The organism is Marinomonas aquimarina (assembly GCF_900089755.1).
Taxonomy (GTDB): domain Bacteria; phylum Pseudomonadota; class Gammaproteobacteria; order Pseudomonadales; family Marinomonadaceae; genus Marinomonas; species Marinomonas aquimarina.
Genome location: NZ_FLOC01000021.1, coordinates 40,074 through 60,635, shown reverse-complemented (window position 1 = coordinate 60,635; position 20,562 = coordinate 40,074). Strand labels below are relative to the sequence as shown.

Genomic DNA, 20,562 nt, shown 5'->3' with positions numbered 1-20,562 from the left:
TTTATCCGTTCTGCATTTCTTCTAGTTCAACCCAGCGCTCCATAGCATTTTCAAGTGCTTGCTCTGTTTCAGTAAGCTTCGCCAGTGTGGTTTGAACTTTTTCTTGATCACCAGTATAGAAATCTGCTGCCGAGGTCGTCTCTGTTAGCGTTTCTAACTGTGCTTCTAGGTCTGCAATGAGATCCGGCATTGCATCGAATTCGCGCTGCAGCTTGTAGCTTAGTTTGCTTTTTGCTTTAGCAGGCTCAGCGGCCTTTTTAGGCGCCTCTGTTTTCTTTTCTACTTTAACCGGTTTTTCAACCTCTGCTGTGGATTCGTCTGGGAACTGACCGCCCTGACGAATCCAATCTTCATAACCACCGACGTATTCTTGTACTTTCCCCTCACCTTCAAAAGCAATGGTGCTGGTGACCACATTATCCAAGAAAGCACGGTCGTGACTTACCAGTAGCAGGGTACCGTCGTAGTTCATCAGAAGCTCTTCAAGAAGCTCTAATGTTTCAACATCCAAATCGTTGGTCGGTTCGTCCAAGACCAATAAATTAGCGGACTTAGTAAACAATTTCGCCAGTAAGACACGGTTACGTTCACCACCTGATAGAGCTTTAACCGGTGTGCGGGCACGTTCTGGAGGGAACAAGAAATCTTGTAAGTAACCAATGATATGGCGATTCTGGCCATTGACTTCAATCGTGTCTTTGCCTTCACCGACGTTGTCAGCAACGGTTTTCTCTAGATCAAGCTGATCACGCAACTGGTCAAAGTAAGCAATCTCCAGCTTGGTGCCCTGACGTACCGTCCCTTGCTCAGGCGATAGCTGACCCAGCAAAATTTTAAGGAAGGTACTCTTACCACAGCCGTTAGGGCCAATTAGACCGATACGATCGCCACGGTTTACTACGAGATCCATTGGCTTCAGGATGACTTTATCACCAAATGAATGCGCCACTTGGGTAAACTCTGCCACCAGCTTGCCAGATTTTTCTTTGCTATCCAGCGTCATCTTCGCAGTGCCTTGACGGTTAACACGCTCTTTACGCTCTTCACGTAATGTTTTTAAAGCACGTACACGCCCTTCATTACGAGTACGACGTGCCTTGATGCCCTGACGAATCCAAGCTTCTTCTTCCGCCAGCTTTTTATCAAACAAGGCATTGGCACGCTCTTCTTCTTCCAACAATTTCTCTTTGAAATCTAAGAAAGCAGACAAATTGCCAGAGAACGACAGCATGTTGCCACGATCCAGTTCGATAATACGGTTCGCAAGATTTTCTAAGAAGCGACGGTCGTGGGTAATGAATAGGATTAAGCCGCGGAATTGCTTCAGCTGACTTTCCATCCATTCGATGGTCGGCACGTCCAAATGGTTAGTCGGTTCGTCCAATAGCAAAACATCAGGATTGGACAGCAAAGCTTGCGCTAGGATTACACGACGACGCCAGCCACCAGATAGTTCTGACATCAGTTTGTCTGCTGGCAAAGCAAGGCGCTGGATCATATGATTGACACGCTGATCCAGGTCCCAACCTTGACGCTTGTCTAGCTCATTTTGAATGCGAGCCAATTCGTCATGGTGGGCGTCATCAAAATCTGCCAACAACTCATTGTAGCGTTGCATCAGTTGGTGAATATCACCACCGCCTTCACTGACGACTTCACGAACCGTTTTATTGTTCGCTTCCGGTAACTCTTGTGGCAGCTGTGCCACACGCATACCGCCTTCGACACGGATCACACCTTCATCTGGAATGACTTCGCCGGCAATGATTTTCAGAAAGGTAGATTTACCTGCACCATTGCGGCCGATGATGGCAACACGTTCTCCGGCTTCGGCAGAGAAGCTGACTTTACTTAGCAAGGGGTGATGGCCAAACGCCACACTCACCTGATCGAGTGTTAATAAACTCATAGTATTCCGTAAAAACAGGGTCAATTTGATCAAGCAATGTTACCACTGTTGAAGCAGAAAGATTAACAAAAGCCGTCTTTTTACGTTGATTTTTAATAAATTTCCTTACCAAGACTGTCCCTTAACCCCGCCCTTCTTGACCTATTGATGCAAAGGCATCAATTTAGCCAATAAACAGGTATTCGTGCCATCCCTGTCATGCTTATAATTTACACAATAACAATTACCGCGCCTGAACGTTTTGGAGTATGACATGGAATTGAGCAACAAACTCGGCCCAGCGCTTGCCATTGGCATGGGAATCATTGCCACAGTTTGGCTATTGAGTGGTGAACAAGGCCTCGTTCAGGCGCAAGCAGAATCCTCCTCCGAAGCAACACAAAAGCAACCTGCTGCGACTGAAACGGTCAAAAAACTATTCAAAGTTCGAGCCGCACAGCTTGAAGCCCAATGGATTTCACAAACCGTGCGTCTTAGTGGCTATACCGTTGCCAATCAGACCCTGCAGATTAATAACCGCCTTGCAGGTCATGTCACCGAGGTACTGGTAAACAAGGGGGCTAACGTTACTGCAGGGCAAGCTCTGATTCGTATTGATGATCGTACATTGCAGGCCAATCGTGACCAAGCAAGGGCGTTGGTCAAACAGCGCGTACTTGAACTGGATGGGGTGCAACGACTGACCAACCAAAACTTAACCTCACAAGTAAGCGTTGCCTCAGCACAAGCAGCACTGGCCAGTGCGCAAGCCAGCCTTGCTGGGCTTGAAGTCGATTTAGAAAACAGTCAAATACGCGCCCCTTTTGCTGGCATCATTAATGAATTCTCGATCAAACCAGGGCAATGGCTAGACGTTGGAGAGTTCGTTACCACCTTAGTTGATGTGACACCGATGAAAGTAGCGGTTCAGCTACCGCAAAACTATTTGCATCAAGTTCGCTTGGGCAGCAGCGTAGACGTTTCGATTCAGGGCCTAGCTCCACAAACAGGCACCGTTAGCTTCATCAGCCGTATGGCAGACAGTCAAACGCGTTCGATTCCGTTAGAGATCACGCTTTCAGAGCAGAGCAAAGCGTTGCCGACCGACATCAGTGCTGAATTAGTATTGCACCTTGAGCAAATCAAAGCCCACCCAGTCTCCCCTGCGCTATTAAGCATTAATAATGAAGGACAGATGTCGATCAAGACGGTTAATCAAAACGTTGTCGAGCAGCACCCAGTAACCATCGTTCGCTCTGATCAAGATAAAGCATGGATATCTGGGCTAGCAGACCAAGTCACTGTGATTACTGCTGGGCAAGGTTTTGTCAAAGTTGGTGAGCAAGTTAACGTCGACATTGATACAGGAGTACAGCCATGAGAACGGTGATCGACGCAGCACTGACACGCTCCCGTACAGTATTGCTACTGTTTGCCTTAATTATCATCTCTGGCACTGTGTCCTACATCGAAATCCCCAAAGAAAGCACGCCCGATATCACCATTCCGATGGCTTATGTCTCAGTGAGCTTAGAGGGAATTTCCCCAGAGGATGCGGACAGTTTATTAGTCCATCCGCTTGAACAAGAGTTACGAGGCGTGGAAGGTCTAAAAGAAATCCGCTCTACTGCTTCGGAAGGCCACGCCTCTATCATTTTAGAGTTTCAATCTGGCACCAATATAGACCAAGCCATTATTGATGCCAAAGACAAGGTCGATCGCGCCAAAAGCGAACTGCCAAATGACGCAGATGAACCCACTGTGTCTGAAATCAATCTGTCTACGTTTCCGGTGATCCGCATCAACTTATATGGCGACGTGGAGTTTGCCACCCTCAGCCAAATTGCCAACCGCCTGCAAGATGACCTCGAAGCCATTGAAGGTGTATTAGAGGCCAATATTAATGGCGACCGTGAGCAGCAAGCTGAAATCATCATCGATCAACAGAAACTCGACAGCTACGGACTCAATCTTGCTGACGTGGCCAACCTTTTGGCCAGCAACAATCGCTTAGTAGCAGCCGGCAACTTGGATACCGGCGCGGGACGCTTTCCGATCAAGGTGCCAGGCTTATTGAAAACTGAGCAAGATATTATGGAACTGCCGGTCAAGGTGTCCGGCTCGGAAGTTGTTCGCGTGCAAGACATTGCCAGCGGCCAGCTGACCTTTGAAGACCCGACCAGCTTTGCGCGCTCCAATGGCCAACCAAGCATCACCCTAGCAGTCTCAAAACGGGTCGGCGCTAACATCATCGAAACCATTGATGCGGTCAAAGCCGTGGTGCGTGACAGCCAGAAAGATTGGCCTGCGGCACTCCAATTTAGCGTGACTCAAGACCAATCAGAACAAATTGAAACCTCATTAAATGATTTGTTCAACAATGTACTCGCGGCCACCCTATTAGTAATGATGGTCATCGTCTGGGCCCTTGGCGTTCGCTCAGCACTATTGGTCGGTCTCGCTATCCCCGGCGCATTTTTAACCGGCATTCTCTTTCTCAATCTGCAGGGCTTCACCATCAACATGGTGGTGTTATTTGCATTGATACTAAGTGTCGGCATGTTGGTCGACGGTGCCATCGTCGTCACCGAATACGCCGATAGAAAACTGGCAGAAGGCGCCAACAAAAAGACCGCTTACTCTGCTGCGGCACGACGCATGGCATGGCCAATCATTGCTTCAACGGCAACCACGTTAGCCGTCTTTATGCCGCTGTTGTTCTGGCCAGATATTGTCGGCGAGTTTATGCGTTATATGCCGATCACGGTCATCGCCACCTTAACCGCCTCATTGTTGATGGCGCTGATTTTATTGCCGACACTGGGCGCTTTGATCGGAAAGCGCGGCGCTTATACTGAACAAGCACTGCGCACCTTACAAGTGACTGAGCAGGGTCACTTACATGAGCTCAAAGGCTTTACTGGGCGCTATGGCCGCTTGCTCACTCGCTTGGTTGAACGCCCGATCGCGGTGTTACTAGGTGCTATCCTAATGCTGGTGAGTGTTATCGTCATGTATGCCACCTTGGGCAAAGGGGTGGAATTCTTCCCCAGTGTCGAGCCAGAAGTCGCCAATTTAGAGGTACGCGCTCGCGGGGACTATTCGCTGCTCGAAAAAGATCAATTTGTGCAGCAGGTAGAGGTGCTTATTCTCAAGCATGAGGAGTTTAAAAGCGTAACCGCTACCACTTATACCACACCTCCGGATAACGCCTCTCCTGACGCTATTGGCACCATTACCATGGAGTTTATTGAATGGCATCTAAGACGCTCCGCCAATGGCATTCTCGCCGACGTGCGCGCAGAAGCAGATCATATTCCTGGTATCAAGGTCACCACTTTGGTTGAACAAGGTGGTCCGCAATCTGGTTCTGATATTGAACTGCAGTTGAGCTCACCATTTAGCACGGTACTGGATCAGGCGGCTGACCAGATCTTAGAACGCTTGCAACAGCGCCCTGAAATAGTCTCGGTCAGCGATGATCGTTCTTTACCGGGCATCGAATGGCGCTTGCAGATAGATCGCGCCGAGGCCAGCAAATATAACGTCAATGTTGATATGTTAGGAAACGTCGTCAAACTGGTTACCACTGGTATCAAATTAGGTGATTTCTTACCCGAGGGGGCGGAAGATAAAATTGACATCATGCTGCGCTTCCCTGCTTACCAGCGAACCCTAGATCAACTGGACCACCTACACATCCCAACCAGCCAGGGCATCGTTCCAATCAGTAACTTTGTCAGTCGCTACGCCGCCCCCAAACAGGGCTACATTCATCGTGTTGATGGCAAGCAAGCCATCAAGATTTCTGCTGATGTAGAGGATGGGCTAGTAGTAGATCAAGTCATCCAAGGGATCCGAGCGGAATTGCAGCAAGCCAATCTGCCGGACAGCTTGCAATACCAATTTCGCGGTAACACTGAGGATCAGCAAAAAGCCGGCAGCTTCCTATTAAAAGCGTTTGGCGTGGCCTTTTTTATTATGGCGATCATTTTGGTGACTCAATTTAACAACTTCTTTCAGTGCTTATTGATCTTAAGTGCCGTGATTTTCTCTACCATGGGGGTCTTTATTGGCCTATTACTCAAGGGCGAGCCATTTGGCATTGTTATGAGTGGGGTGGGCACCATTGCCTTAGCCGGTGTCGTGGTAAACAACAATATTGTTTTGATCGATACCTTTAACGGCCTGCGTCATAAAGGTATGGAGATAAAGGAAGCCGCCATTCGCACAGGGGTACAGCGCCTTCGCCCCGTTATGTTGACCACCATCACCACCATCCTAGGACTAATGCCCATGGTGTTTCAGCTGAATATTGACTTTGTACACCAAGAGTTGAGCCTTGGAGCACCTTCGTCACAATGGTGGACGCAATTGTCTACGGCCATCGCCGGAGGCTTAGCCTTTGCCACGCCTTTAACCTTAATTCTCACACCCTGCTTATTGGTTTTGGGGCATCACACATTGAAACGAAGCAAAAGCGCCTGAATTGTGCACATAAGGCATACAAAAAACTTACGTTTAACTCTTGTCGTGACCAATTAGGGTCTACATAATGAGCCTTTACCCTTTTGCAAACACTAGGTAGTTGATTCGATGGATTTTGCATCATTTATAGGAATTATTTCGGGCCTCGCACTGATCGTTGGCGCTATTTTTTACGGCAGCAGCGATTTCTCTATTTTCATTAACGTTCCAGGCATCATGATTGTTATAGGGGGCACGGTTGCCGCCACGTTACTGACTTTCCAATTCAAAGATACCATGGCGGCATTGCGAGCCATGTTCATTGTGTTTGCGCAAGACAAGCAAGACCCACAAGCAATGATTACGACCATGCTGTCATTGACTAAAATTGCCCGCCGCGAAGGTTTAGTGGCACTCAGCCGTGTAGATGCAGACTCCCCCTTCCTAAAACGTGCACTGGGCATGGCATCAGACGCCTCCGATGAAGAGTACATTCGCAATACTCTTCAAGCAGACATTGATTCATTAAAAATGCGGCACTATGTCGTACAAGATGTGTTTAAAAAGATGGGCACCTATGCACCCGCTTTCGGCATGCTGGGGACGCTGATTGGTTTGATTCAAATGTTGGCACAGCTAGACGACCCAGAAACCATCGGCCCCTCGATGGCCGTCGCTCTACTGACCACCTTCTATGGCTCTTTATTGGCCACGGTCATCTTCAACCCGATTGCCGGTAAACTGAAAGCACGTACTATACTAGAAATCCAAACGCTGGAAATTATTCGTGACGGTACCGTCAGCTTGCTAGGCAGCAACAATTACCTCGCCGTATACGAACGCTTGTCGTCATATGTACCAGCGCACCAGCGTAAACCTGCTGGCATTGGCGGTGGAGACTGATTATGACAGATCCTTTTCTAGAAGATGATGAAACACCAGGTTGGATATTTACTTTTGCCGACCTGATGTCTCTGCTGCTGGTATTCTTTATCCTGCTCTATAGCCTATCCAAAATGACTGAGACGACCTTAGTCGCCGCCCTTTCCTCTATCCAGATTGCCCTCAACAGTCACGGCGCGCTCGTGCGCCAAGACCCACTAAGGTATTCAGGAGGCGGTACGGAAACCATCAAGCCAGCCGAACCGCAAATGGCCACCAATAAAGAGTTGGTGTATGCCAAAGACCCGATCGACGAAGAGGTACGAGAGGAAGTCAATGAAATTGCCAATGATGTGATGAGCAAATTTGTCGCCAACAACCTTGAAAACCAAGTGGCGGTATTTGAAGATGGCGAGAAAATCACCATTCGCATCGATGGCCACTCGTTATTTGAGTCCGGTGAAGCCGCTATTCTTTATAGCGCTGAGCCTATTTATGAAACGCTACTGGGTATTTTTAATCGCTACCCAGATTACAACATCAACATTAAAGGCCATACGGATAACATCCCAATCCACACCTCACGCTTTCCAAGTAACTGGGAATTGTCTGCCATTCGTGCCACTACTACCCTACGTTATTTCCTGGAGAACGATATTCCGCCCGAGCGTATGACGGCAACCGGTTATGCGGACAGTATCCCATTAGTACGCAACGATACAGCAGAACACCGCGCCATGAACCGACGCGTAGAGTTTGTGCTGCAGCGTGATAAGGATAAGCCGATCAATGGCAACCAATAATTTGGCATTCGTAAAAGAGGTACGCTATGTCTGATGATATGAACATTGACTACCATTCGTCTGAAAGACGTAATGCCGTTCGCGTCACACCGACTGGCCATAAGCTCTCTTTTGATCAGGGCCAGTTTAAACTCGATTGCATTGATATCAGCATGGACGGCGTCGCGCTTAAAAGTGATGCTAGCCTAGCAACGATGGATGATGAGCAAGTAGCTTTTATACACGATCAAGATGACACTATCATCGGTAAGGTAAAAGCACGTTTAATCTACAAACAAAGCAGCCGCTCTGGTTGGCAATTCACAGCGATGGCTGACGAGGTTCGTGAATTTATTGAAGAGTTAGTACTGGATACGCAAAAGCACCAGTTGCGTAAAGCGGCTAATGAACGACTTGTGGAACAAGAAAAAGAGTTGCTTCATCTACCAGATAAAGACGATCTAGCAGAGTGATCGATTTTTAGGAAACAAAAAAGCCGGCTTTTCAGCCGGCTTTTTTAGCTTACAACGGCTTAAACTTTTGCTAATGCCTGCTCTACGTCGGCAATGATATCTTCGATATCTTCTAGGCCAACAGACAGACGGACTAGACCTTCTTTGATCCCTGCTGCCAGCTTCTCTTCATCCGTTAAACGGCCATGAGTCGTTGTCGCAGGATGCGTTACCAGCGTTTTCGTGTCACCCAGGTTGCCTGTGATTGACATGAGTTTAACGTTATCAATAAAGGTCCACGCGGCTTCACGACCGCCATCAAGCTCAAATGACATTACGCCACCAAAGTCTTTTTGCTGTGCTTTAGCCAGCTCATGGTACTTATGGGACGGCAAACCACCATAGTTTACTTTGGCCACTTTAGGGTGCTGCTCAAGAAATTCAGCGAGTGCCTGAGCGTTGCCTGAATGCGCTTTCATGCGCAAGCTTAGCGTCTCAAGACCATTCAGTAATACCCAAGCATTAAATGGGCTCATCGCTGGCCCTGCACTGCGCATAAAGGCTACAAACTGACTCACAATTTCTTTAGAGGCAATCAATGCACCGCCTAAGCAACGACCTTGGCCATCGATAAACTTAGTCGCTGATTGCATGACAATGTCGGCCCCTTGTGTCAGAGGGTTCTGCAACGCAGGAGTTGCCAGCACGGTGTCGACACACAAAAGTGCCCCTTTGGCGTGAGCAAGCTCAGCTACCTTAGCGACATCAACGACCTCATACAAAGGGTTTGATGGCGTTTCAAAGTAACAAAGACGCGTATTGTCATCGATCTCACGCTCCCAAGCGTCATAGTCCGTCGCATCGACATAGGCGATTTCAACGTTATATTTAGCCATGTAAGCGTTAAAAAACTTCACCGTCGAGCCAAAGATGTTACGTGAGCAAACAACTTTATCGCCAGCTTTAAGTAACGAGTAACCCAAGGTCATCAATGCTGCCATGCCAGACGACGTGGCAATCGCAGCTTCACCCTTCTCTAACGCAGCCAAACGTTTCTCAAACATCTCAACGGTAGGGTTAGTGAAACGTGAATAGACGTTACCATCCAGCTCACCACAAAATTTACCCGCGGCTTCTGCTGCACTTGAGTAGGCAAAGCTTGAGGTCATAAAAATGGCTTCGCTGTTCTCTTGCTCTTGGGTTTGGCGAATACCCGCTCGAATGGCGAGCGTTGCATCTTTATATTCAGACATGGGTCACTCCAAGTTGACTCTTTAAAAACAACTAAGCCAGGTCAAACCTGGCTTAGCATGCAAACACGAACTTATTGCTAAGCCAACAAATTACATTGGGTGCATTAGATCGTTGTTAGATTCTTCAACAGACGCTTTGCTTGAATCACTACGGGCGTCTGCCAGTCCATCTAGGTAAGCTTGATCGATGTTACCAGCGATGTATTTGCCATCAAACACTGACGTATCAAATTCACGCACATCAGAGTGCTTCTCATCGATACACGCCGCAATAAGGTCGTCTAGATCTTGGAAAATCAAACGGTCAGCACCGATCAATTCACAAATCTCATCAACACTACGGTTGTAAGCAATCAGCTCAGTTGCCGCTGGCATATCAATACCATACACGTTCGGGTAACGAACTTCTGGTGCCGCAGACGCTAGATAGACTTTATTAGCACCGGCTTCACGAGCCATTTCAATGATTTCTTGACTCGTAGTACCACGTACAATCGAGTCATCAACCAACAGCACATTCTTGCCTTTGAATTCAAATGGCACAGGGTTTAGCTTCTGACGCACAGACTTCTTACGTACCGTTTGGCCTGGCATGATGAAAGTACGACCGATGTAACGGTTCTTCACTAGGCCTTCACGGAACGGAATGTTTAGCTCTTGAGCAATTTGCAACGCTGCTGTACGGCTGGTATCAGGAATCGGAATCACCACATCGATATCGTGGTCAGCCCATTCACGTTTGATCTTAGCCGCCAAACGGTCACCTTGGTTGATACGTGCTTTGTAAACCGAGATGTTATCAATCACGGTGTCTGGACGTGCAAAGTAAACGTACTCGAACAGACATGGACGTGGTGGACGAGCTTCAGTGCATTGGCGCTGATGAACGTTATGGTTCACATCAAAGAATAGTGCTTCACCTGGACGAATGTCGCGTTCAATTTTGAAACCCGCTGCATCCAACGCCACACTTTCTGATGCCACCATGTATTCAGTGCCATTTTCCGTTTCTTTCGAACCGTAAATAAGTGGACGAACCCCATCCGGGTCACGGAATGCCAAAATGCCGTAGCCTGTGATCAGTGCGACAACAGCGTAGCCACCTTCAATACGCTTGTAGACACGCTCAAGGGCATTAAAGATGTCTTCAGGTGTTGGCACCAGTTTACCTTCTTCATGAAGTTCATGCGCCAACACGTTGACCAACACTTCAGAGTCAGACGTTGTATTGATGTGACGAAGATCGGATTCAAACACTTCTTGCTTAAGCTTTGCAGTGTTGGTTAGGTTTCCGTTGTGCGCCAACGAAATACCGTAAGGAGAGTTCACATAAAACGGCTGAGCTTCAGCTGAACTAGACGTACCCGCCGTTGGGTAGCGCGCGTGTCCAATACCGATATTGCCGTGCAGTTTTTTCATGTGTCGTGTACGAAACACTTCACTCACAGGACCATTATCTTTGCGCAAGCATAATAATCCGTTATGGCTTGTAACCATACCAGCAGCGTCCTGACCGCGATGCTGAAGAAGCGTGAGAGCGTCAAAAATGGTTTGGTTAACCATCGAAGTGGCTACGACACCAACGATACCACACATGTATATATACCTCGTGATTTGGGGAAACGACTTCGCCGTCTATTTATAACTTCGCACAGAGTGCGATTAACTGTTTAAAGTACGCTCAATAAGAGAAGAGTCGAATGCCTCACTCCCTTTGCCTAGCATGTCACGTACCCAATCTTTTAATATAACGAGCTGCGGCACGAGCTGGGAGGATTTCCACATCTCGCTTTTCTCAATCGCGGGGCTTAGGCTCAACAAAGAGACAAATGCCACCACCACTAAAGCACCTCGTACAAAACCAAAGAGCATACCAATCACTCGATCAGTACTGCTTAAACCGGTCGCCTGTACTAGCGAACCCAGAACAAAACTCACCAGCGCACCTATGACTAAGGTGGCGATAAAGAGGGCAACAAAGGCAACAACATAGCGGATCTGATCATTTTGCACTTGATCAAGCAGCAAAGCCTGCAATGGATTGGTAAATTTGACGGCAACAATGAAGGCTACCACCCATGTCACCAACGACATTACTTCTTTAATAAAGCCGCGCTTTAAACTGATTAACGTCGAAATAACCACGACGGCAATAATAACCCAATCCAATGTAGTGATTGATTGAACTTGCTCCACGCTTACCTCTTTAATAATGCTGCGCAGTTTACCAAAAGTTCGCTGTATTCCAAGCTATCAACTTGAAACTATTACGAATTAGGAGAATATTTCACAACTATTCCGCTGAGTTTAAACTCTTTCAGAACTTTGTCTTTCATTCGCTCCGACGCTTCGCGCTTCAACTCTGGCCCAACAAACACTTTATAGAGAGAGTTTGTGCTCATTACGTAGGCGGGATAGCCTGCTTCTTGAAGCTTCTTTAAGGTTCGAGTGGCGTTATCTTGCTTACCAAAAGTGGCCACTTGCAGAGTCCAACGATCACCAACCGGAACCGGATCTTTCTTTGGCGCAACTGGCTTAGGCGCTGGCTCGGCTTTCACCGGTTCAGGCGCCTTAGTCACTTGTGGTGCTTGACGGGAAGACTCATCTTCAGAGGCTATTTCAATGAGCTCAATATCATTCACATCCAAGTCTTCTAACGCCGCTTGCTGCTCCAACTCTGCCACAGGCTGAACGGGCGCAATGGCGACTTCAGGAAAGCTCGGCCTTTCTGGAACAGAAATCTGAACATTGAGTTCTTCAGGTCGCTCACCATCCAGTAGCAATGGCAAAAGTATGGCTGACGAGACAATCAACAAGCCTGCCCCAATCAAGCGATATTTCGACTTAGCATCTAACATCATGAGCTCACCTTAGCGTTATTGAATGGACAGAAACTCTGACACAGTAACAAACGAGCCAAACACAATCACGGTTGCAGACTGATGCAGCGCAGATTGCTTCGCTGCCGCCAGCGCGGCGTTAATGTTTTCATGGCACTGTGATTGGCTGACAAACTTGGCAAGCTCTTCGGCTTTCGCCCCACGCGGACCTGGTAAGTCAATGAAATGCCATTCTGAGAATGTGTCTTGCAAAAGCGACATCACACTGCCAATGTCTTTGTCTTTTAGCATGCCACAGACGGCAATGGTCGGCGTGTTTAAGCGCGCCACTTGTTGCTTTAATTGTCCAGCGGCTTCTGGATTATGAGCCACGTCGACGTATAGCGTTGGCTCAGACGACACCTGTTGAAAGCGTCCCATTAAGGTCGCTGCTTCAAACATGGCAACCAAGCGCTCTCGAGACACTTCGACCTCAAGCTGCAACAAGGCGGCAATCACAGTCGCAGCATTCTCCATTGGTAGCTTAGGGATCGGCAATGCCGTAAAGGAATGACCAAGCCCTTGCCAGTCCCACTGGGTATCTGCAGCATTAAAGGTAAAGTCGACATGTTTTTGCAGCAATGGCGATCCGCATTCTGTCGCCACGTCAGCAATGGATTGTGGAGGATTTACCACACCACTAATGAGGGGCTTGCCAGCGCGCGCAATGCCCGCTTTCTCACGACCAATGCCTTCTATCGAATCCCCCAGCCAATCCATATGATCTAGGGCAATCGATGTGATCACAGCTAGGTCAGTATCAACCATATTGACGGAGTCAAGGCGCCCACCGAGGCCCACCTCAAGCACCCAGTAATCTAGGTCCAGGTGATCGTAGACCCAAAGGGCAGCCATGGTTGAGAACTCAAAGTAAGTTAACGGCGTATCGCCGCGTACCTGTTCGATGACTTCAAAGGCTTCGACCAATAATTCATCAGAGCACTCTTCACCATCAATCAGCACACGCTCATTGAAACGCAAAAAGTGAGGCGACGTGTAGGTGCCCACTTTAAAGCCTGCATCAACTAAATAACGCGTCAACATGGTGCAGGTAGACCCTTTACCATTGGTGCCCGCAACGGTGATAACTTTAGCCTTAGGGCGACCTAAATTGAGCTTTTCTAAAACGGAAAGGCCTCGTTCAAGGCCTAATTCGATTTCGGAAGGATGCTGGCTCTCAATGTATGAGAGCCATTCAGAAAGAGATTTTGCGGACATTCAATTACGCTGCTTTATGAGTCAAAATCGAAAGAATGCTGTGTAGACGCTCACGCATTTCGTGACGCGTAATGATCATATCAAGCGCACCTTTATCCAACAGGAACTCAGAACGCTGGAAGCCTTCAGGAAGCTTTTCACGTACGGTTTGTTCGATAACACGAGGGCCTGCGAAACCGATCAGGGCATTTGGCTCAGCAACGTTTAGATCACCCAGCATCGCCAATGACGCAGACACACCACCAAATACAGGGTCTGTCATCGCCGAGATGTAAGGAATACCTTGCTGCTTCATGCGCTCAAGTGCCGCACTGGTTTTCGCCATTTGCATCAGGGAAATCAACGCTTCTTGCATACGCGCACCGCCTGAAGCTGAGAAGCAAATCAAAGGAATGCGTTTTTCTAGACTCACATTCACTGCTTGTACAAACTTCTCACCAACGATGGAACCCATGGAGCCACCGAGGAAGTTGAACTCAAACGCTACCGCCACTACTGGCATACCGTTTAGCGTACCTTCCATTGCTACCAACGCATCTTTTTCACCGGTTGCTTTTTGAGCAGACAGCAAACGGTCTTTGTACTTCTTAGAGTCTTTAAACTTCAATTTGTCTTCTGGCTCTAGCTGCGCTGCGATTTCACTACGTGCGTCTTTGTCTAGGAAAATATCCAAACGACGACGAGCGCTTACACGCATATGGTGGTCACACTTAGGGCAAACATCTAAGTTTTTTTCAAGCTCTGGGCGATATAGCACGTTGTCGCACTTTGGACACTTTTTCCAAAGACCTTCTGGTACGCCACCTTGCTGTGCACGCTTCGACTCACTGCGCATAATCGAAGGAACAAATTTATCTAGCCAACTGCTCATTTAACTCTCCAAAATAATAACGAACTGACGCTTACGGTCTATTTATCCATTTCCGAACGCATCGGCGACAAAATAGCGCGTAATGCATCAGCAACCTGATCTTGTGTACTGTCCTTCGCTTGGGCGATGGCATTCACTAAAACACTACCGACGATAACACCGTCTGAACATTGGCTTACCGCACGCGCTGTTTGCGCATCACGAATACCGAAGCCAACACCAATCGGTAGGTCTGTAATTTTTCGCAATGATTCTACATGTGACGCCACACTGTCCACATCTAATGATGCAGAGCCAGTCACACCTTTGACAGAAACGTAATAAACATAACCTGATGCTAAGTCACAAATTTTCTTAGCACGCGCTTCTGTGGTGGTTGGCGACAAAAGGTAAATCAAATCAATGTTATTGCTACGGAAGCATTCTACTACATCTGTCGCTTCTTCAGGAGTCAAATCTACCAATAAAATGCCATCGATTCCGGCATCTTTCGCCGCATCGGAGAATGCTTGATAGCCAAAGAACTCAATTGGGTTTAAATAGCCCATTAAAACGACTGGTGTTTGTTGATTGACCGTACGAAATTCTTTAATGATCTCAAGCACTTTGCGAATACTCGTGCCAGCCTCTAGTGCACGCTCGCACGCTAACTGGATCACCGGACCATCAGCCATAGGGTCAGAGAATGGCATGCCGATTTCTAAGATATCGGCTCCTGATTCAACCAAAGCATGCATCAATTCGACCGTATGCTCTGGCGTTGGATCCCCTGCTGTAATGTAGGGAATCAGCGCCTTTTTGTTATCCGCTTTTAATTGCTCAAAACATTGTTGAATACGGCTCATGGTTACATCTCCAAACCATCAATTTCAGCAACCGTGTGGATATCTTTATCACCACGACCCGATACGTTAATGACAACGATTTTGTCTTTATCCATCGTCGCCGCCAGCTTCATACCGTAAGCCACGGCATGGCTTGACTCTAACGCTGGCATAATCCCTTCTAGGCGAGTTAGCTCACGGAAACCATGCATTGCTTCATCGTCGTTGATGGCCACGTAGTTAGCCCGACCAACGTCTTTTAGCCACGAATGTTCTGGCCCTACACCTGGGTAATCAAGCCCTGCTGAGATGGAATGGGTCCCCAAAATCTGACCATCATCATCGGCCATCACGTAAGTACGGTTACCATGAAGCACGCCTGGACGACCTGCTGTCAGTGGTGCTGCGTGGCGACCTGTATCAATGCCATCACCGCCCGCTTCAACGCCGTACATTTCGACATTCTCATCTTCAATAAATGGGTAGAACATACCAATGGCGTTCGAACCACCACCGACACAAGCCACAACGGCATCCGGTAGACGCCCTTCTTGCTCCATACATTGCGCTTTGGTTTCACGACCAATGACGGCTTGGAAATCACGTACCAGTTTTGGATATGGATGTGGACCCGCAGCGGTACCAATGATGTAGAAGGTATCATCAACATTACTTACCCAGTAACGCATGGCTTCATTCAATGCATCTTTTAGGGTTTTAGTGCCGGATTCCACAGGTATCACTTCAGCGCCCAAAAGCTTCATACGGTAAACGTTTAGCTTTTGACGACGAATATCTTCAGAGCCCATGAATACCTTACATTTAAGACCTAAACGCGCAGCAACGGTTGCTGAAGCCACACCGTGCTGACCCGCACCGGTTTCAGCAATGATATTTGGCTTGCCCATGTGTTTCGCTAGCAGGGCTTGACCGATAGTGTTGTTAATCTTATGCGCACCCGTGTGATTAAGGTCTTCACGTTTCAGGTAGATTTTCGCACCACCTACGCTTTCTGTTAAACGCTCGGCAAAATACAGTGGCGAAGGTCGGCCAACGTAATGCGCTAAGTCTTTATCAAACGCGGCTTGGAATTCAGGATCTTTAGAAAGCGTTTCATACACATCAGCCAAATCTTCTAGCGCTGACATCAAGGTTTCGGAAACAAAGACACCACCGAACTGGCCGAAGCGACCATGTTCATCTGGCAAATTTAAGGAGATTTTAGACTTATCCACGCTTAGCTCCGTTAATAAATTGAGTCACTTTTAAGGGATCTTTCTGCCCTTTTTCTTTTTCTACACCACCACTGACATCCACAGCATAAGGCTGAACACTGGACACAGCATGGCTAACATTCTCGACCGTCAAACCGCCAGCAAGAATCAGCGGTTTCGGCAAATTAGCTGGAATCAGGTGCCAATCAAAGGTTTCTCCGGTTCCACCGGGTACGCCTGGTTTGTAAGCATCTAGCAATATGGCCGTGGCATTTTCGAAACGACCAGCTTCTAACAATAGATCAACATCTGGTTTCATTCGAATGGCCTTAAAGTATGGCTGGCCATAGCGCTGACACTCTTCTGGTGTTTCATCACCATGAAATTGTAGTGTCCAACGAGTACTGCCTGCCACCACGGCTTCAACTAAGGTACTGTCAGCATTAACAAATAAAGCCACTGGCGTCACAAAGGGCGGCAACTGCGCAACAATAGCGTTGGCTTGCTCTGGTGTAATATAGCGTGGACTTTTGTCGTAAAACACAAAACCCAAAGCGTCCGCCCCCGCCTCAACCGCTTGCAGAGCATCCTCTAAATTGGTGATACCACAAATTTTAACGCGGCAATTCATAAGACGGCTCCTCTTTAAAAGGTAAAAAATGAGGACCTAATGAAGGCTTTGGCACCTCGAAATGTTCCGGGTATTCAGCATCCACAAAATACAGGCCAAATGGTGGAGCCGTAATACCCCCTTGAGCACGATCTTTGACATCCAACACTTGCTTGGCCCAAGCAACAGGCTGTTCTCCCGCGCCGATGGTCATTAACACACCCGCAAAATTTCGGATCATATGGTGCAAGAAGGCGTTTGCACGCACATCCAATACGATGTACTGACCAAATTGATCAACGGAGAAGTTTAGAATCGTTCTCACAGGACTGTTCGCCTGACACCCAACCGCACGGAAGGAGGTAAAATCATGCGTACCAATAAAATATTCACAAGCCGCTTGCATCGCCTTCACATCGAGCTGTTTATAGGTCCATGTCACCCCTTTGCCCATTACCGCAGGGCGAAATTCCGATTGGTAAATCACATATCGGTAGCGGCGACTCATGGCACTAAAACGTGCATGAAAGTCTTCGGCCACATTGGCGGCGGCTTTGACGGAAATATCAGGTGGGAGATGTGTATTAACGCCTAGGGTCCAAGCCCGCAATGGTCGCTCAGACTCAGTCTCAAAATGCACTACCTGTGCACTGGCATGTACGCCGGCATCTGTACGCCCTGCACAAATAACGTTCACAGGGTGGTTGGCAATTTTAGAAAGGGCTTTCTCGAGACACTCTTGAACGGTGGCAACGTCAAACTTCTGAGCTTGCCACCCTTTGTAGGCTGCCCCGTCGTATTCAACGACAAGGGCTACTTTTTGTTTACTCACTTGGGAACATGCGCTCCATCATACTGCTGGCTTCGGCAACCTGGCTTTCATTACCAGAATTGATTACGTCCTCTAGTATAACACGTGCACCCTCTTCATCACCCATATCCATGTAGGCACGAGCTAAATCTAATTTGGTTGCGACTTCGTCACCGCTGGCATCGAAGAAGTCGATCTCTTCTTCATCATCTTCACCTGCGTCCATGTCTTCTGCCGCTTGATCTGCACCAAATTCCGGCACATCCAAGCCACCAAAGTCATCTTCTTCCTGAGCTTCTGCCAACACTTCGTCAATACTGTCCGCTAAGGCGGTATCTGGCTCGGCATCAAAGACAGCGGCTTCGTCCACATCATCTTGGTCCTCTGCATCAGTCAGCAAGCTGTTTACAAAAGACTCTTCTTCAGAATAATCCGCACTCTCTTGCTCATCCGCCATGTCTGAATCAGAAGACACAGATTCATCAACACCATCAATTTCAGCAAGCGTATCTTCTAAGTCGAACCCAGCTTCATCCGCCGCGTCGCTTTCTGTAAAAGCGTCCTCTGCAAAGGCGTTCAAAATATCGTCTGGATCATCCGATATAGGGTCTTCTGCTACAGGCTCATCCTCAATTGGGGCATCAAACGCATCCAAGTTAGTATCTTCAACTTCAAACTCTGCAAACGGATCTTCGGACGCATCAGCGCCATCCTCATCGGCAAACTCATCCATTTCAGCGCCCAAGGCATCTTCGAAGTCATCTACCTCCGCCACTTCATCTAATTCAGGCACATCGAACTCAGCGAAGGCATCGCTTTCATCAACAGCAACTTCACTGGAGGCTACCGATTCGTCGAAGCTATCAAAGCTTTCTTGCTCAGGTACATCAACGTCAAAATCAAACGCAAACGGATCCTCTTCCTCGATCTGCTCTTCCGGCTCTTCCGCTGCGGGTGCCGCTTCTGCAACCGGTGCAGCTGCCGCTACCGCTGCTGCGGCCACTGGCGCAGCCGCTGTAGGCGCCAAATCAAACTCATCGGCACCATTATCAGCTTTGTCGTCCTTTCCCTTGTTACGGCCAGAACGCTTAATTAACATACCGATTAGCAGACCCAGTAGCAGCAATACTACGCCAGCAACCGACAAGACAATGGGGTTACCAAAGATTTTATTTGTCCAAGACGCCTCTTCTGCAGCCTGTTGTTCACGTCGCAGCTGATCAGCCTCAAGCAACTGATCAACAGTATTTTTCTGTTCCTGCATCGCTTGCTGAGCACTGCTAAACTGACGCTGCAACTCAGCCATTTGTTGATCTTTCAGTGAAATCAGACGCTCTAAAGTCGCCAACTGCTCGTTTAGCTCGCCTAATTTGTCATTTAACTCAGCTTTCTCGCGGGTCTCTTTGTCCAACAGCTCATTCGTCGCGGACAGCTCAGACTCAAGTTCACTAATGCGCTGCGCATCCGCTTCATTGGAACTGGCATTCTCTTCGGGCAAGACACTTTGACCCGCTGCCAATTGCAATTTGTCACCCGCAGGCTTTTCTGGTGCCGGCTTAACATTGCTTTGCGCTTGGGTGTTCATTTGCTCTTGTGCAACCACATTATCAATACGACCAGCTTGCTTTAATGCCATCCAAGCCGCATGTTGACGCGCAAACTCTTGCTCCGAAGTAGCCCGATTAAAAAGCTCAATTTGCTCTCGAGTGGGCAACCTTAGCACCGCACCTTCACGCAATAAATTAATATTGTTGGCGTAGAATGCATCTTGGTTAAGAGCTTGAATGGCCATCATGGTTTGATAAATAGTGAGCTGATTGCTCGGACGGTTTGAGCCAGCAATGGACCAAAGGGTGTTGCCCTTCTCCACACTAAGCTCACCCTGTGCTGCCATTTCTAAGGCTTGCTGAGTTGGGTTACGAAATACTTGATTGCTATTGGCGGGGGTTGCGGGAGTAACAGACTGAACAACTTCGGGTTGGGCTTTTTCAACCAATGCAGATTGATTTAAAGGGGTGCGATACTCTCGTACGACTTGGCCGTTGGACCATTGAGCGGCCAAGACAAAATTCAATTGATCGACGTTAAGCGGCTGTTGTGATTGGATTAACACGGCCAACTGGCCATTTTCACGCACCACATCAAAGTTCAACCGAGACAAGACACTGGTAAGAGTGACACCTGCTTGACGAAACTCACTCTCTGACCCTAACCGTATGTTGATATCGCTAGGGGTTAAGCCAGCGGCGTCAGTTAACTGGATTCGTCCACGATACGGCTCATCAAATTGCGATTGGGAAGTTAGCTCGCCGAGCTCCAAAGCATATCCGTTGGACATGTACAGAGCGCTGGAGACAGCCAAACTAATCAGCGTTTTTTTGAGCATAAGCTTCCCTTTCTTGTTTAAAACT

At 48.0% G+C, this 20,562-nt stretch carries 17 protein-coding genes; 5 read left to right on the top strand and 12 right to left on the bottom strand.

Features of this window, described 5'->3' with window-relative positions; translation table 11 throughout:
• Position 1: 1 nt before the first annotated feature.
• Positions 2 to 1,909, bottom strand: coding sequence for an ATP-binding cassette domain-containing protein (locus MAQ5080_RS15525; RefSeq protein WP_067212366.1), 1,908 nt, complete (start codon positions 1,907 to 1,909; stop codon positions 2 to 4).
• Positions 1,910 to 2,162: 253 nt separating this feature from the next.
• Here MAQ5080_RS15525 and MAQ5080_RS15520 point away from each other — a divergent pair, with 253 nt between their 5' ends.
• The 5 genes from MAQ5080_RS15520 to MAQ5080_RS15500 all read left to right on the top strand — a co-directional run bounded on the left by MAQ5080_RS15520 (position 2,163) and on the right by MAQ5080_RS15500 (position 8,492).
• Positions 2,163 to 3,269 carry an efflux RND transporter periplasmic adaptor subunit gene (locus MAQ5080_RS15520; RefSeq protein WP_067212368.1) on the top strand — a complete coding sequence of 369 codons (1,107 nt, stop codon included), beginning with the start codon at positions 2,163 to 2,165 and terminating at the stop codon, positions 3,267 to 3,269.
• The gene (locus MAQ5080_RS15515; protein ID WP_067212376.1) at positions 3,266 to 6,376 is read left to right on the top strand and encodes an efflux RND transporter permease subunit; all 3,111 of its coding nucleotides are present in this window, start codon (positions 3,266 to 3,268) and stop codon (positions 6,374 to 6,376) included. The genes MAQ5080_RS15520 and MAQ5080_RS15515 overlap by 4 nt, the downstream gene beginning before the upstream one ends.
• A gap of 108 nt (positions 6,377 to 6,484) precedes the next feature.
• Positions 6,485 to 7,258: a motility protein A gene (locus MAQ5080_RS15510; protein WP_067212386.1), complete on the top strand. Its 774-nt coding sequence runs from the start codon at positions 6,485 to 6,487 to the stop codon at positions 7,256 to 7,258.
• A 2-nt stretch (positions 7,259 to 7,260) separates the two neighbouring features.
• Positions 7,261 to 8,040: an OmpA/MotB family protein gene (locus tag MAQ5080_RS15505; protein WP_067212388.1), complete on the top strand. Its 780-nt coding sequence runs from the start codon at positions 7,261 to 7,263 to the stop codon at positions 8,038 to 8,040.
• A 26-nt stretch (positions 8,041 to 8,066) separates the two neighbouring features.
• Positions 8,067 to 8,492, top strand: coding sequence for a PilZ domain-containing protein (locus MAQ5080_RS15500; protein WP_067212390.1), 426 nt, complete (start codon positions 8,067 to 8,069; stop codon positions 8,490 to 8,492).
• A 59-nt stretch (positions 8,493 to 8,551) separates the two neighbouring features.
• On the opposite strand, the gene MAQ5080_RS15495 is transcribed toward MAQ5080_RS15500, so the two are convergent.
• The 11 genes from MAQ5080_RS15495 to MAQ5080_RS15445 all read right to left on the bottom strand — a co-directional run bounded on the left by MAQ5080_RS15495 (position 8,552) and on the right by MAQ5080_RS15445 (position 20,537).
• Positions 8,552 to 9,724 (bottom strand): O-succinylhomoserine sulfhydrylase, encoded by a 1,173-nt coding sequence (locus tag MAQ5080_RS15495; protein ID WP_067212394.1) that lies wholly within the window; start codon positions 9,722 to 9,724, stop codon positions 8,552 to 8,554.
• 90 nt (positions 9,725 to 9,814) lie between these two features.
• Complete coding sequence (purF, locus tag MAQ5080_RS15490; RefSeq protein ID WP_067212398.1) at positions 9,815 to 11,320, bottom strand: amidophosphoribosyltransferase; 1,506 nt, start codon at positions 11,318 to 11,320, stop codon at positions 9,815 to 9,817.
• Between the two features lie 66 nt (positions 11,321 to 11,386).
• Positions 11,387 to 11,920, bottom strand: a complete 534-nt coding sequence (locus MAQ5080_RS15485; RefSeq protein WP_082861142.1) for a CvpA family protein — start codon at positions 11,918 to 11,920, stop codon at positions 11,387 to 11,389.
• Positions 11,921 to 11,991: 71 nt separating this feature from the next.
• Positions 11,992 to 12,585, bottom strand: a complete 594-nt coding sequence (locus tag MAQ5080_RS15480; protein ID WP_231870857.1) for an SPOR domain-containing protein — start codon at positions 12,583 to 12,585, stop codon at positions 11,992 to 11,994.
• Between the two features lie 15 nt (positions 12,586 to 12,600).
• Complete coding sequence (gene folC / locus MAQ5080_RS15475) at positions 12,601 to 13,821, bottom strand: bifunctional tetrahydrofolate synthase/dihydrofolate synthase (RefSeq protein WP_067212400.1); 1,221 nt, start codon at positions 13,819 to 13,821, stop codon at positions 12,601 to 12,603.
• A 4-nt stretch (positions 13,822 to 13,825) separates the two neighbouring features.
• Positions 13,826 to 14,692: an acetyl-CoA carboxylase, carboxyltransferase subunit beta gene (gene accD, locus MAQ5080_RS15470; RefSeq protein ID WP_067212402.1), complete on the bottom strand. Its 867-nt coding sequence runs from the start codon at positions 14,690 to 14,692 to the stop codon at positions 13,826 to 13,828.
• A gap of 38 nt (positions 14,693 to 14,730) precedes the next feature.
• On the bottom strand, positions 14,731 to 15,537 hold the full coding sequence (gene trpA / locus MAQ5080_RS15465; RefSeq protein WP_067212405.1) for a tryptophan synthase subunit alpha: 807 nt from the start codon (positions 15,535 to 15,537) through the stop codon (positions 14,731 to 14,733).
• Positions 15,538 to 15,539: 2 nt separating this feature from the next.
• Positions 15,540 to 16,751 (bottom strand): tryptophan synthase subunit beta, encoded by a 1,212-nt coding sequence (gene trpB, locus MAQ5080_RS15460; protein WP_067212408.1) that lies wholly within the window; start codon positions 16,749 to 16,751, stop codon positions 15,540 to 15,542.
• Positions 16,744 to 17,361, bottom strand: a complete 618-nt coding sequence (locus MAQ5080_RS15455; protein ID WP_067212410.1) for a phosphoribosylanthranilate isomerase — start codon at positions 17,359 to 17,361, stop codon at positions 16,744 to 16,746. The genes trpB and MAQ5080_RS15455 overlap by 8 nt, the downstream gene beginning before the upstream one ends.
• Positions 17,345 to 18,172, bottom strand: coding sequence for a tRNA pseudouridine(38-40) synthase TruA (gene truA / locus MAQ5080_RS15450; protein WP_067212413.1), 828 nt, complete (start codon positions 18,170 to 18,172; stop codon positions 17,345 to 17,347). The genes MAQ5080_RS15455 and truA overlap by 17 nt, the downstream gene beginning before the upstream one ends.
• Positions 18,165 to 20,537, bottom strand: a complete 2,373-nt coding sequence (locus MAQ5080_RS15445; protein ID WP_067212416.1) for a FimV/HubP family polar landmark protein — start codon at positions 20,535 to 20,537, stop codon at positions 18,165 to 18,167. Before MAQ5080_RS15445 ends, truA begins: the two co-directional genes overlap by 8 nt.
• Positions 20,538 to 20,562: the final 25 nt, after the last annotated feature.

Bases quoted from the DNA above. Each gene is read 5' to 3' on its own strand.
- MAQ5080_RS15455 (WP_067212410.1), bottom strand. From the start codon at position 17,361: ATGAATTGCCGCGTTAAAATTTGTGGTATCACCAATTTAGAGGATGCT.
- MAQ5080_RS15500 (WP_067212390.1), top strand. From the start codon at position 8,067: ATGTCTGATGATATGAACATTGACTACCATTCGTCTGAAAGACGTAAT.
- accD (WP_067212402.1), bottom strand. From the start codon at position 14,692: ATGAGCAGTTGGCTAGATAAATTTGTTCCTTCGATTATGCGCAGTGAG.
- MAQ5080_RS15445 (WP_067212416.1), bottom strand. From the start codon at position 20,537: ATGCTCAAAAAAACGCTGATTAGTTTGGCTGTCTCCAGCGCTCTGTAC.
- MAQ5080_RS15525 (WP_067212366.1), bottom strand. From the start codon at position 1,909: ATGAGTTTATTAACACTCGATCAGGTGAGTGTGGCGTTTGGCCATCAC.
- purF (WP_067212398.1), bottom strand. From the start codon at position 11,320: ATGTGTGGTATCGTTGGTGTCGTAGCCACTTCGATGGTTAACCAAACC.
- MAQ5080_RS15515 (WP_067212376.1), top strand. From the start codon at position 3,266: ATGAGAACGGTGATCGACGCAGCACTGACACGCTCCCGTACAGTATTG.
- trpA (WP_067212405.1), bottom strand. From the start codon at position 15,537: ATGAGCCGTATTCAACAATGTTTTGAGCAATTAAAAGCGGATAACAAA.
- folC (WP_067212400.1), bottom strand. From the start codon at position 13,821: ATGTCCGCAAAATCTCTTTCTGAATGGCTCTCATACATTGAGAGCCAG.
- MAQ5080_RS15505 (WP_067212388.1), top strand. From the start codon at position 7,261: ATGACAGATCCTTTTCTAGAAGATGATGAAACACCAGGTTGGATATTT.
- MAQ5080_RS15510 (WP_067212386.1), top strand. From the start codon at position 6,485: ATGGATTTTGCATCATTTATAGGAATTATTTCGGGCCTCGCACTGATC.
- MAQ5080_RS15480 (WP_231870857.1), bottom strand. From the start codon at position 12,585: ATGATGTTAGATGCTAAGTCGAAATATCGCTTGATTGGGGCAGGCTTG.
- MAQ5080_RS15520 (WP_067212368.1), top strand. From the start codon at position 2,163: ATGGAATTGAGCAACAAACTCGGCCCAGCGCTTGCCATTGGCATGGGA.
- MAQ5080_RS15495 (WP_067212394.1), bottom strand. From the start codon at position 9,724: ATGTCTGAATATAAAGATGCAACGCTCGCCATTCGAGCGGGTATTCGC.